Annotated in this window: 14 protein-coding genes; 3 read left to right on the top strand and 11 right to left on the bottom strand. The window is 67.7% G+C overall.

The features are described from left to right. Positions 1–59: 59 nt before the first annotated feature. Positions 60–1,097, bottom strand: a complete 1,038-nt coding sequence (gene fbaA, locus ACFWF3_RS09070) for a class II fructose-bisphosphate aldolase (RefSeq protein WP_378633585.1) — start codon at positions 1,095–1,097, stop codon at positions 60–62. 212 nt (positions 1,098–1,309) lie between these two features. On the opposite strand from fbaA, the gene ACFWF3_RS09065 reads away from it, so the two are divergent. Further along, complete coding sequence (locus ACFWF3_RS09065; protein WP_378995918.1) at positions 1,310–1,966, top strand: DedA family protein; 657 nt, start codon at positions 1,310–1,312, stop codon at positions 1,964–1,966. A 32-nt stretch (positions 1,967–1,998) separates the two neighbouring features. After that, the gene (locus tag ACFWF3_RS09060) at positions 1,999–2,664 is read left to right on the top strand and encodes a DedA family protein (protein WP_378995916.1); all 666 of its coding nucleotides are present in this window, start codon (positions 1,999–2,001) and stop codon (positions 2,662–2,664) included. Position 2,665: 1 nt separating this feature from the next. Here the strand turns inward: ACFWF3_RS09060 and ACFWF3_RS09055 are convergent, their stop codons facing one another. The 3 genes from ACFWF3_RS09055 to ACFWF3_RS09045 all read right to left on the bottom strand — a co-directional run bounded on the left by ACFWF3_RS09055 (position 2,666) and on the right by ACFWF3_RS09045 (position 4,917). Beyond that, entirely contained in the window at positions 2,666–3,757 is a 1,092-nt protein-coding gene (locus tag ACFWF3_RS09055; RefSeq protein ID WP_379313162.1) for a glycoside hydrolase family 76 protein, read from the bottom strand. A gap of 131 nt (positions 3,758–3,888) precedes the next feature. After that, positions 3,889–4,554, bottom strand: a complete 666-nt coding sequence (locus tag ACFWF3_RS09050) for a TrmH family RNA methyltransferase (protein WP_378995876.1) — start codon at positions 4,552–4,554, stop codon at positions 3,889–3,891. A gap of 24 nt (positions 4,555–4,578) precedes the next feature. Further along, positions 4,579–4,917 (bottom strand): DUF4190 domain-containing protein, encoded by a 339-nt coding sequence (locus ACFWF3_RS09045; protein ID WP_379313161.1) that lies wholly within the window; start codon positions 4,915–4,917, stop codon positions 4,579–4,581. Positions 4,918–4,992: 75 nt separating this feature from the next. Here ACFWF3_RS09045 and ACFWF3_RS09040 point away from each other — a divergent pair, with 75 nt between their 5' ends. After that, positions 4,993–5,439, top strand: a complete 447-nt coding sequence (locus ACFWF3_RS09040; protein WP_379313160.1) for a hypothetical protein — start codon at positions 4,993–4,995, stop codon at positions 5,437–5,439. Here the strand turns inward: ACFWF3_RS09040 and ACFWF3_RS09035 are convergent. The 7 genes from ACFWF3_RS09035 to ACFWF3_RS09005 form a co-directional block, all read right to left on the bottom strand. Further along, a complete protein-coding gene (locus ACFWF3_RS09035; protein WP_379313159.1) occupies positions 5,423–6,421 on the bottom strand; it encodes an alpha/beta fold hydrolase in 999 nt (332 codons plus the stop codon). The two genes, ACFWF3_RS09040 and ACFWF3_RS09035, sit on opposite strands and share 17 nt — an antisense overlap. A 118-nt stretch (positions 6,422–6,539) precedes the next feature. Next, positions 6,540–7,235: a lysoplasmalogenase family protein gene (locus tag ACFWF3_RS09030; RefSeq protein ID WP_379313158.1), complete on the bottom strand. Its 696-nt coding sequence runs from the start codon at positions 7,233–7,235 to the stop codon at positions 6,540–6,542. A gap of 1 nt (position 7,236) precedes the next feature. Beyond that, positions 7,237–8,295, bottom strand: coding sequence for a beta-ketoacyl-ACP synthase 3 (locus tag ACFWF3_RS09025; RefSeq protein ID WP_378633570.1), 1,059 nt, complete (start codon positions 8,293–8,295; stop codon positions 7,237–7,239). Between the two features lie 69 nt (positions 8,296–8,364). Continuing rightward, positions 8,365–8,928, bottom strand: a complete 564-nt coding sequence (pyrE, locus tag ACFWF3_RS09020; protein ID WP_358061648.1) for an orotate phosphoribosyltransferase — start codon at positions 8,926–8,928, stop codon at positions 8,365–8,367. 5 nt (positions 8,929–8,933) lie between these two features. Next, the gene (locus ACFWF3_RS09015; RefSeq protein WP_379313157.1) at positions 8,934–9,740 is read right to left on the bottom strand and encodes an SDR family NAD(P)-dependent oxidoreductase; all 807 of its coding nucleotides are present in this window, start codon (positions 9,738–9,740) and stop codon (positions 8,934–8,936) included. 53 nt (positions 9,741–9,793) lie between these two features. Then, positions 9,794–10,960 (bottom strand): hypothetical protein, encoded by a 1,167-nt coding sequence (locus ACFWF3_RS09010; protein WP_378995864.1) that lies wholly within the window; start codon positions 10,958–10,960, stop codon positions 9,794–9,796. 68 nt (positions 10,961–11,028) lie between these two features. Next, the coding region (locus ACFWF3_RS09005) for a DUF5666 domain-containing protein (protein WP_379313155.1) at positions 11,029–11,511 on the bottom strand (483 nt) is incomplete at its 5' end.

Raw genomic sequence — 11,511 nt, 5'->3', positions numbered from 1 at the left:
GGCCCGAGCACACGGACATCAAGACTCATGAGCTCGGGCCCCGTTGGTTGGTACGAAAATCAGAAACTGCTCACGGAGCGTCCGGCCGACTTCAGGTCGTTGCAGGCCTCGGTCACGCGCGCGGCCATCGAGGTCTCGGCCTTCTTCAGGTAGCTGCGCGGATCGTAGACCTTCTTGTTGCCGACCTCGCCGTCGATCTTCAGCACACCGTCGTAGTTGGCGAGCATGTGACCGGCGACCGGGCGGGTGAAGGCGTACTGGGTGTCGGTGTCGACGTTCATCTTCACCACGCCGTAGCGCAGCGAGTCCTCGATCTCGGACTTCAGCGAGCCCGAACCACCGTGGAACACGAAGTCGAACGGCTGCGCACCGGACTCGAGGCCCAGCTTCTCGGCCGCGACGCGCTGCCCCTCGGCCAGCACCTCGGGCTTGAGCACCACGTTGCCCGGCTTGTACACACCGTGCACGTTGCCGAAGGTGGCGGCCAGCAGGTACTGCCCGTTCTCGCCCGCGCCGAGCGCGGCGATGGTCTTCTCGAAGTCCTCGGGCGAGGTGTAGAGCTTGTCGTTGATCTCGGCCTCGACGCCGTCTTCCTCGCCGCCGACCACACCGATCTCGACCTCGAGGATGATGTTGGCCGACTTACAGGCCTTCAGCAGCTCCTGGGCGATCTCGAGGTTCTCGTCGATCGGGATGGCCGAGCCGTCCCACATGTGCGACTGGAACAGCGGGTTCAGACCGGCGTTCACGCGGTCCTGCGAGATCGCGATCAGCGGACGCACATAGGTGTCCAGCTTGTCCTTGGGGCAGTGGTCGGTGTGCAGCGCGATCGTCACGTCGTACTTCGCGGCGACGATGTGCGCGAACTCGGCCAGTGCCACCGCGCCGGTGACCATGTCCTTCACGCCCAGACCGGAGCCGAACTCGGCACCACCGGTGGAGAACTGGATGATGCCGTCACTGCCCGCGTCGGCGAAGCCCTTGATGGCGGCGTTGATCGTCTCCGACGACGTGCAGTTGATAGCCGGGAACGCGAACGAGTGCGCCTTGGCCCGGCCGAGCATCTCGGCGTAGACCTCCGGGGTCGCGATAGGCACAGCAGTGACCTCCGTCTTGTGGGGAGCAAAAACCAATTCTGTCAGGCCACACCCTAAATTAGGAAGGCGAACGCGAGATCACCCGGTGGGCTGAGGTTCACCCGCAGGGCACTCATGTCACAGATCGGACCGGTACTGTGGGGGCCGTGACTTTGCTGGCGGTATCCGATGCGGTGACGACCAACCTTGCGTTGACCCAGTTGCTGGACCCGATGTATCTACTCCAGGAGACCTGGCTCGCGAACGCGGTGCTGCCCGCCATCCTGGCGATTGTCTTCATCGAGACCGGTTTGCTGTTCCCGTTGCTGCCAGGTGACTCGCTGCTGTTCACCGGCGGCATGCTCGCCGCGCAACCGGGCTCGACCCTCTCGATCTGGGTCCTCGTGCCGTTGGTGATTCTCACAGCCTTCCTCGGCGACCAGTGTGCGTATTGGATCGGCCGAAAGATCGGTCCGGCCATCTTCAAGAAGGAAGACAGCCGCTTCTTCAAGAAGCACTACGTCACCGAGACGCACGAGTTCTTCGAGAAGCACGGCCCCAAGACCATCATCCTGGCCAGGTTCGTGCCGATCGTGCGTACGTTCATGCCGGTGCTGGCCGGTGTGTCGCAGATGAGCTACCGCAAGTACGTGGCGTTCGACATCGTCGGCGCGGTCCTGTGGGGTGGCGGCGTCACGATCCTCGGCTACTTCCTCGGCAATGTGCCGTTCATCCGCGACCACATCGAGGGAATCTTCCTGCTGATCGTGTTCGTCTCGATCCTGCCCGCGATCATCACGGTCGGTAAGAAGGTGCTCGAGCGCCGCAACGCACCGGGCGCGTCGGCGCAGAGCGGCGAGCTGGCTGCTTCGACGAACGAGACGCACTGATCCCTGTGACCGCAGTACCGTCGACCCTCGCTATGGGCAGCTTCGATCCGCTGATCTCAGCAGGCCCCGCTGTGGTCTGCACGGTGGTGCTAGTTTTCGTCTTTCTCGAATGCGCGTTCATCATCGGGCTGTTCCTGCCCGGTGATTCCATGCTGATCACCGCGGGCATCGTGCTCGCCTCGCACGCCAATGGCGAAGCTCAGGTCTGGGCGTTGTCGGTGGGCACCATGCTCGCCGCGATCGCGGGCAATCAGGTGGGTTATGTCGTCGGGGCGCGAACCGGGCACCGCCTGGTCGCGCGCAAGAACGGCCGATATATCAACACCAAGAATCTGGCCAAGGTCACCGATCTGCTCGAACGGCACGGGTTCCTCGCGGTACTGGTGGCCCGCTGGATTCCGTGGGTGCGCACGCTGTGCCCGATGGTGGCGGGTGCGGCCGGGATGGATCATCGGCGCTACACCGTCGCCAGCACGCTCGGCGCGGTTATCTGGGCGCCGGTGCTGTTGTTGATCGGGTACTACGCGGGCGAGTTCCTCGAACAGGTTCCGTGGCTGATGCCCGCGGTGATCGGCACGCTGGTCGTCGGTCTGATCGTCGGCACCGTCCTCGGTATCCGGCACTATCGCCAGGAGATGGCGCGGCCGGTCGAGGATTACGACCTCGAGCCGAGCGTCGCGGTCGAGTCCGAGCGCTGAGCTACAGCCCGGCCGCGGTGACCTGGTAGGCCGCTTCCATCAACATCCAGCCGGCCAGCTGCACGGACAGGTCGCGTTCGGGCACCGCCGAGGCCGTCACCGAACCGCCCGCGGTGAATTTGCCCGCGCCGGCGGTGCCGCCCGGCAGCCTGGCCGGCTTGCTCCAGTCGAATCCGAACAGCGGCTCGCCTTCGAACTCGAGCCGATTGGCCCAGGCGGCGGTGGCCGAGGCTTTGACGATGGCCGCGGCGGTGCGCCGATCGGTTTCGGCCTGCTTGCCCTCGCCGGGCAACATCAGGGCGACCACCGCGAGGTAGCGCGCCAATACGCCGTTGAACAGCCCACCGTCACCGCCGCCGCCACCATTGATCACCAGGCGGGTGGTCATGTGTTCTTCCACCGCGGCCAGCAAGCCGCTGACTCGTTCGATGTGACGTTCGTCGTCGTCGGTGTGCACGGCCAGCTCGGTTTCCAGACCGAGCACGACTCCCTGGCAGTAGCTGAACACCGGGCGTTCGACCTCGCCCGAGGGTAGGTGGATCCCGTCGAGGATCAGGCCGGATTCGGGGTCGCGGAGGGTGGCGTCGAGCCAGTCGGCCATCTCTCGGGCGCGCTCCACCCGGCCGAGGCGTAAGAGCGCGATGCCCGCCGGGCCGTTGGCGGGGGCGTTGAAGAAGTCCGATTTGATCCGCCACGGAATACCGCCGCCGACCTCCGGTTCCCAGGCGCCGTAGAGCTTCTGTTCGAGGGCGAGCAGGCCGCTGCGCGCCGAGGTGAGTTCCTGGGTACGCTCGGCGCGTTCCAGGGCAATGGCCAGCCAGGCCATGTCGTCGTAGTAGCGATTGGTCCAGCCGGTGATGTTGCGTAGCCGGATGCCGCGGGCGATCGCGCCGATGCGCCTGCGGCGGGCGGGGGTGGGGACACGATTGGCGGCGTCGACCGCGACGTCGAGCAGGTGGGCCTGCCACCAGTAGTGCCAGCCCGCGAACGCTCGTTCGCGACGAGTCGCCGGCCAGCCGACAACACCCAATTCCGTTCCGGGACAACCCCACAGCGTCCGCAGATGCCGCGAGACGATCGCGGACTCGGCCATGTCGGCACGCTCGGACCACAGCGCCGGGGTGGGCACGGATCCGGCGCGATCAGAGGGCTGGGGGCGCCGGCCGCTGCGCGAGGTCATGGCTCCATGGTGCCAGGTGGTACCGACATTCCGTGCCCATTCCGTTACCAGGCCGCAGACAGGTCGGCGTGTTGACGGATCCAGGCGTGCATGGCGATGCCCGCGGCGACACCGGCGTTGATGCTGCGGGTCGAGCCGAACTGGGCGATCGAAACGGTCAGGGCCGCTGCGTTTTTCGCGTCGTCGCTGACGCCGGGACCCTCCTGGCCGAACAGCAGCAGGCACTCGCGTGGCAGTTCGGCGGTCTCGAGCGGGACCGCGCCGGGCACATTGTCGACGGCAACCACCGTCAAGCCCTCACGCGCGGCGAACTCACGCAGTTCGGCGAGGTCGCTGTGATGGACGAGGTGCTGGTAGCGGTCGGTGACCATGGCACCACGCCGGTTCCAGCGCCGTCTGCCGACGATGTGCACCGCGGCGGCGGCGAAGGCGTTGGCGGTACGAACGACGGTGCCGATGTTGGCGTCGTGGCCGAAGTTCTCGATGGCCACATGGAAGGGGAAACGGCGGGCGTCGATGTCGGCGACGATCGCCTCGCGGGTCCAGTAGCGGTAGGTGTCGACGACGTTGCGGCGGTCGCCCTCGGCCAGCAGAACAGGGTCATAGCGCGCGTCGGTGGGGACGGGGGTGTCGTATTCCTGCTCCCACGGACCGAGGCCGTGCGGGTGCTCGCCCCACTCGGTCGGGCCCGCGACCTCTGCTTCATTCACCCGGCAATGCTAGGCGGGGCCTCGCTACGACGAGGAATCGGCCATCGCGCCGACGATCATCAGCACCAGGGCGACGCCGAAGATCAGGACGGTGAAGGCCAGCAAGCACGTACCGACGATGCCGAGGATGTAGCCGGCGTACACCTGCGTGCGACCACCGATCTGCCCACCGGAGCCATCGATTTCAGCGAGCACGCCGCGACCCTTGAGCCAGGCGAACGGAGCGCACAACCCACACAGCGACATGCCGAGCACGCCGAGGACGAGGACCGTGGTGGCCTGCGGATGCTCGGGCGGCGGGCCGTAGTAGCCCTGGGGATAGCCCTGCGGGTAGCCCTGGGGCCCGTTGTCCGGGTAACTCATGACCGAAGCGTAATCGCGACCGCCCCGAATCGCCGTTTATCCTGGAGGGACAGAGTCTTTTCGGTGGTGAGCGTGATGGATCATGCGCGAGTTTCGCGGGCGCTGATCGGCGTCGTGGCGGGGTATCTGATCGCGCTCGCGGTGTGGTTGGGGTGGTTGGCTCCGCACGCGCCGCCGGGCACCGCACCGTTTCAGGTGATGATCATGGTCGGGCTGTTCGGTTCGGCGTGCGGGATCGCGATGACGTGGGCTTCGATGCCGACGCGGGCGGATCGGCGATTGCTCAGGCACGGGCTCGAGGGGTGGGCGCGCATCGACGGGGTGCACCCGTTGAGCCGGACCGATCACGCGAGTGAGCTCACCGAGTTCGAGGTAGAGCTCACGGTGCCCGGGTCCGAGAGCTACCACGGGACGATCGTGGTGGACGTGATGCCGGTGCACAAGCCCAGAATGGTTGTCGGACAGACAGTTCCGATTCGGGTGGACCCGCAGGACCGGGATCGGATCATCCTGGCGCTGTGAGCGGGGCGTGTCCGTTCGTCCGCGCGGGGTCGACAGCGGGCTCCGGGTTGTTCGACGGCGCGGGTGACGGGAGACCGACGATCGGGCGACCGCGGCGGAGGGTGCGCTGCCAGCGCAGGGGGTCGAAGACGGCCGGGTCGGTCTCCTCGATGAACGAGCGGATCAGTGCGACGAAGCGGTCGGGGTCGAAATGATGCGGGAAATGACCTGCGCCCGCGAAGATTTCGATGCGACTGCCCGGGAAGGCACGGTGCGCGCGATCCGCGTGACCCGACGGGATGACGGTGTCGCGGGTGCCGCCGACGACCAGCGTGGGCAGGTGGGCGGCGAGATAGCCGCGGTCGAGCATGGTGATCGTCTGGCCGCGGCGGTCGGCGGCCGCGCGGATGGTGCGCAGGAAGGCGTTGCGAGCGCCGGAGTCGGAGAGGTGGCCGTAGAGGCGGAGCACGTATTCGGCGTCGGGACCGAGGCCGAGGCCACCCAGTGCGGTGACGATCGGCACCGCGGCCGTCACCGCGGTGCGGACCGGCCAGCTGGTGATCGCCATCAGCGCCGGGCCTGCGCCTGCCAGTGTCGCGAGCCGGAACGCGGGGTGCACCCCCGCACCCATTCCCGCCGGGCACACCAGTGCGATCCGCTCCACCTTCTCGGGAAACTGGTAGGCGAACTGCATCGCGACACCGCCGCCGAGCGAGTGCCCGACGACGGTGATCCGCTCGATGCCGAGGATGCTGAGCAGATCGCGCATGCCGTTGGCGTAGGCCGCCACGGCGTAGTCGCCGCGCGGTTTGTCCGATTCGCCGTGGCCCAGCAGGTCAGGTGCGATCACGGTGTAGTGCTCGGCGAGCGCGTCGAAGACCGGCGCCCACGTCCCCGAGCTGTCGGTGATGCCGTGGATGAGCAGCAGCGGCGGACCGGTTCCGGCCATCCGGAACGCCCGGCGATACCCGTGCACCTCGATGAACTGCGCTTCCCCACTCATCTAGGAAGCGTGCGCGCGAGGTGTTGCGGCCCGGCGACACCTGAGTTAGCGCCGTGTGACACCGAGTATCACGAACTCGCCGGCGAGCGGGAACGCGAGACGCTACCGGTGCGAGATCCTACGTTCGGCCCCGATCACGGGGAGGCGGGACAGTGAGCAGGTATTGCGCGCAGGCGTAGGTCGCCAGGATGACGCCCTCGGCGATCCGGCGGGTGCGGTCGTCGCGGGCGAAGAGGCGGCGCACGACGATCAGCGCATCCGAGATCGTGAACAGCAGGGCCCCGACGCCGTAGCGACTGCGCGGGTCGGAGTTCGGAATGTTCAGGCCCGCGATGTTTTTCGCATCCGGGGCAAGAGCCGGGTCCGAAGCGAGGGTCGCGGCCGTTCCCAATGTCGCACCGTAGGCGGTGAGCGGCAGAACGAGGTTCGGGGCTTTGGCGCGCAGCAAGCCCGCCGCGCCGACCCAGGCCACCACGCGCGGGAGGGCGATCTCGGGGCGCGGCCGGGCACCGCGCTTCCACCACAGCAGGGAGTAGCCGGTTTGCATGACCGCGAACGACGACGCGCCCGCGATGAGGCGGCGGTCGTCGTCGGGGTCGAGCAGCAGCACATCGCCGACCGTCGCGGCGGCCAGCGAGCCGAGCAGCAGCCGGCGTTCGGCCGGATCGAGATCGACGCCGCCGGCCACCGTGTCGGCGGCGAGCAGCGGCATCAGCAGTGGCTTGGCGACCCATTGCAGGCGGTCGCGGCCGGTGACGGCACCGAACACGGTGACCGCCGCCGCCCCCAGATAAGCGGCGCGCAGCCCTCGCATGTCAGAAGCTCGGTTCCTTCGGGGCGGGCGGCAGCGTCACTACCTGGCCCGCGTAACTCAGACCCGCGCCGAAGCCGAGCAGCAGCGCGAGCTGACCGCCCTTCGCCTTGCCCGTGACCAGCATTTCCTCGATCGCCAGTGGCACGGAGGCGGCGGAGGTGTTGCCGGTGTTCTCGATGTCGTTGGCGATCGGGACACTCTCGGCCAGGCCGAGGTTCTTCTTCATCAGCTCGTTGATCCGGGCGTTGGCCTGGTGCGGGACGAACACCTCGATGTCTTCCTTGGCCACGCCGGAGGTCTCGAGCGCCGCGGAGAGCGCGCGCGGCAACGTGACCGCGGCCCACCGGAAGACCTTGGGGCCCTCCATGTGCAGCGACATCCGGCCGACGGCCTCGACCGCCGGATCGGTGCCCTGCAGGGCCTGCGCCTTGTTCATGTACTCCAGGAAATCGACGTCCTGGGCGATCGCTTCGGCATTCTCACCGTCGCTGCCCCAGACTGTCGGGGAGATTCCGTTGTCCTCGGCCGGACCGACGACCACAGCGCCCGCGCCGTCACCGAAGATCATCGCGGTGCCGCGGTCGGTGGGGTCGAGGCCGACGGTCATCGTCTCGGCGCCGATCACCAGCACATAGTCGAACGAGCCTGCGCGGATCAGGTCGGCGGCGACACCGAGCCCGTAACAGAAGCCACCGCAGCCGGACGTTAAATCGAAGGCTGCAACCCCGTTGAGCCCGAGGTCGAAGGCCACCGAGGGGGCGCCGTGCGGGGTGAGCTTGAGCCAGCTCGACGTGCACAGGACGACCGCGCCGATCTTGGATCGATCGATCGGGGTGTTGTTCAGCGCGCGCTCACCGGCGGCCGCGGCGATCGACCGGATCGTCTCGTCGCCACTGATCCAGCGCCGGTTGTGGATACCGGTGCGCTCGAAGATCCAGTCGGGCGTCGAGTCGAGGGTCTCGCACACTTCGGCGTTGGTGACGATGCGCTGCGGACGGTAGGCACCGATCCCGAGCATCGCAACGTTGTCGCGACCTTTGTTTACTGCAATGCTCACCACAGGTGACTCACACGTCCTTCAGACTTTCCGGACAGACCACGTCGTCATCCGGGTTCGGCGTTGTTCAGGCTATCCCAGGGCGAGATCGTCGAGACCGAGGATGGATCGATATTCCAGCCCCTCCTCGGCAATTACCTGGTCAGCACCGGTTTCCCGGTCGACAACGGTGGCAACGCCGACCACGATCGCGCCCGCGTCGCGCAACGCGCGCACCGCGGTGAGCGGCGAGTTGCCGGTGGTGGTGGTGTCCTCGACGACGAGCACGCGCTTGCCGACGATGTTGGGGCCCTCGATCTGGCGCTGCATGCCGTGCGCCTTGGCGGCCTTACGGACCACGAAGGCGTCGATCGGACGGCCCGGCGCGTGCATCACGGCCATCGCGACCGGATCGGCGCCCATGGTGAGCCCGCCGACAGCGTCGAAATCCCAGTCGGCGACGAGCTCGCGCAACAGCGTTCCGATCAGCGGCGCCGCCTGGTGATGCAGGGTCGCGCGGCGCAGGTCGACGTAGTAGTCGGCTTCCTTGCCCGAGGACAGCGTCACCTTGCCGTGCACGACCGCGAGCTCGCGCACGAGGGCGGCCAGCTGGTCGCGATCGGCCTTCGTGAGCGCCTGACGTGCTTGGTCGATCATCTAAGTCATGTCCTTCCGCGTGCGTTGAAGAGTCCGCGATTCATGCGGGCCACCAGGGTGCGCGGGATGAAGCCCGCTACCGCGGTGAGCACCTTGTACTGCACGCCGGGCACGCTGATCACCCGGCCGGAGTCCAGATCCTGCAGGCACCCGTCGACGACCTGGTCGACGTCGAGCCACAGGCGCTCGGGCAGCGAACTCATCTCGATGCCCGCGCGCTCGTGGAACTCGGTGTGCACGAATCCGGGGCACAGCGCTTGGATGCGGACACCGGTGCCCACCAATCCACCCGCTAAACCCTCCGTGAAGGATACGACGTAGGCCTTGGAGGCCGAGTAGGTCGACCCCCGTCCGGGGATCAACCCGGCCACACTCGCCACATTCACGATCGAACCCGCGCCCGCCGCGACCATCGGCGGCAGGGCCGCCCTGGTGAGTTGCAGGACCGAGGTGACGTTGACGTCGAGCTGGGCCTGCAGCTCCGCGGGCTCGAGGGTCCAGAACTCACCCGAATGCGCGAAACCCGCGTTGTTCACGAGGAATTCGATGCCCTGGGCGGCTCTGGCCGCGACGCGAGCACGATCGTCGTCATCGGCCAGGTCGGCGACCACGACTTCGGCCGACGTGGCGAAACGGCGGGCCACATCGTCGGCGAGTGCGCGCAGGCGTTCCTCGTTCCTGGCGACGAGGACCAGGTCGTAGCCGAGGGCGGCGAGACGGTGGGCGAAACCCTGCCCGATGCCGGACGTCGGTCCGGTGATCATCGCGACGGGGCGGTGCACGCCGGGCAGACGTGAAGGACTATCAGACATCGCTGGTCGATTCCGGTCGACGGGGTGCCGCGACGACTACCGCGGCAGGTGGATCACTTCGGAACAGGGCCCTGGTAAGGGCGGAAACCGGGGTGGAACGGTCCGCCCGGCTGACCCGATTCCGCGTCGTCGAGCGGTGGCTCGGGGCGGGGACGCGGCTCGGGGACGACGGCCAGCGACGGGCGCTTCGGCGGTTCGCCGAGCGGGCGGCGGCCGGGCGCGGGCTGGTCTTCGAACTCGGGGTCGTCGAGATCGGGGTCGTAGTCGGCGGGCAGAGCGGGGGCGCGGCCGCCGATCGGGGCGCGATCGTCTACGTCGCGGGTGGCAGAGCCACGCGGCGCGGAGGGCGCGTCGACTTCGGGGAAGCGGGCGCCACGATAGGGCTCGTCGTCATCGGGCAGGCGGGCCGCGGAACCACGGGGGGCGAAGGGCTCGTCATCGGAGTCGAGTTCGTCGGGGCCGGGGAAACGGGCGCGGCCACGTTCTTCCACATCAGCGTATTCCGCACGGCCCGCGGCGAATTCGCGATCGTCGTCTTCGTCGTCGTACTCGGGTCGGAAACCGGGTGCGAGATTGGCACTCGACCGCGGCCGGGTGAACTCGTTCGGCTCGGCCACCGGGGGCAGCACGTGCAGCAGGCCGGATAGGCGCAGCACCACGTCGATGGCGGTCTCCCAGTCCTTGGATCCGCTGCCGACGGGGAGCATGCCGAGGGTCCAGTTGCCCTCGCTCCACAGCATCTGCACGGTGTCGGACAGCGACTCGATGAAGCCGACCATCCGCTGATCCACCGCGTGGCGCGCGATCTCGGGGTCGGTGGCGAACACGACCCGGTCGCCGATGGCGCCGAGCAGTTCCAGATCGTGGTCCTTCGGCGGCGCGGCGGTCTTGAGCCGCATGTCGACATCGATCTCGGAACCGATCTGGCGTCGCACGGCCACCAGGGTCGCGGCGTCCTCCAGGTCGAAGAGCACGAACTTCTCGCCCTTGCGAATACCGGAGACCACGTCGACCGCCGAGAGATAGCCGAGCTTGGCCAGCGCGCCACGGCGCCACGTCGAGGCGAGCGCGGGCTCCACCGACACGTAGGTGTAGCCCTGGGACTTCGCCCACACCTGTCTCGCGTGTCCGGTGCGCTGCCGCTGGACCCGATCGAAATACAACAGGACGACCGCACCCACGAGTGCGATCGCTGCTAACCCGAACCACATAGCCGTCATCGTCGCCTAGCCTATCCAGCCGTCGCCGTGATTGCCCGGTAGCACCGGGGATTCGACGCGCGGGTCGCTCATCGGGGGCCGCCCGGCAACGCCGTACTGATAATGATCTTGGCGTGGATCGACCCGTCTGGGTTCTTGTCGCCCTGCACCATAACCATGTCGCCCACGGGAAGCTCGCTCGCCTTCGTGCTGGTCAGCGAGATCACCTGGGTGGCATCGTCGATCAGCACTCGCACATCGGATCCACCGAGAGTGCTCATGGTGATCTCGGTGCCGGTATTGGCGGTGATACTGCCCATGGTGGCGCCGAGATCTTCGCCGCCGCCGAGACCGGGCAGGCCGGGGAGCCCGCTCGTGCTCGGCGGAGAACCCGGCGTGGTTTGTTTCGGTGTCGGCGGGACGAGCAGCTGGCTCGTCGTCGGTGCCGATGCGGTATTGCCGCCCGAGTCGTTACCGCTCAGCACGAGACCGGCGAGCACCCCGCCGACCGCGATCAACGCCAGCACGCCCAAGCCGAGCGCGATCCACAAACCGATGTGACGTTTGGGAGG

This window comes from Nocardia sp. NPDC060220 (genome assembly GCF_042727815.1).
In the GTDB taxonomy this organism is placed as follows: domain Bacteria; phylum Actinomycetota; class Actinomycetes; order Mycobacteriales; family Mycobacteriaceae; genus Nocardia.
The sequence above is the reverse complement of the archived record's forward strand: the minus strand, read 5'-3'. Positions and strand labels throughout refer to the sequence as shown.

Excerpts from the sequence above, each read along its gene's own strand:
- ACFWF3_RS09010 (WP_378995864.1), bottom strand. The coding sequence starts at position 10,960 with ATGACGGCTATGTGGTTCGGGTTAGCAGCGATCGCACTCGTGGGTGCG.
- pyrE (WP_358061648.1), bottom strand. The coding sequence starts at position 8,928 with ATGATCGACCAAGCACGTCAGGCGCTCACGAAGGCCGATCGCGACCAG.
- ACFWF3_RS09065 (WP_378995918.1), top strand. The coding sequence starts at position 1,310 with ATGTATCTACTCCAGGAGACCTGGCTCGCGAACGCGGTGCTGCCCGCC.
- ACFWF3_RS09045 (WP_379313161.1), bottom strand. The coding sequence starts at position 4,917 with ATGAGTTACCCGGACAACGGGCCCCAGGGCTACCCGCAGGGCTATCCC.
- ACFWF3_RS09035 (WP_379313159.1), bottom strand. The coding sequence starts at position 6,421 with ATGAGTGGGGAAGCGCAGTTCATCGAGGTGCACGGGTATCGCCGGGCG.
- ACFWF3_RS09015 (WP_379313157.1), bottom strand. The coding sequence starts at position 9,740 with ATGTCTGATAGTCCTTCACGTCTGCCCGGCGTGCACCGCCCCGTCGCG.
- ACFWF3_RS09060 (WP_378995916.1), top strand. The coding sequence starts at position 1,999 with ATGGGCAGCTTCGATCCGCTGATCTCAGCAGGCCCCGCTGTGGTCTGC.
- ACFWF3_RS09055 (WP_379313162.1), bottom strand. The coding sequence starts at position 3,757 with ATGGCCGAGTCCGCGATCGTCTCGCGGCATCTGCGGACGCTGTGGGGT.
- ACFWF3_RS09040 (WP_379313160.1), top strand. The coding sequence starts at position 4,993 with ATGGATCATGCGCGAGTTTCGCGGGCGCTGATCGGCGTCGTGGCGGGG.
- ACFWF3_RS09030 (WP_379313158.1), bottom strand. The coding sequence starts at position 7,235 with ATGCGAGGGCTGCGCGCCGCTTATCTGGGGGCGGCGGCGGTCACCGTG.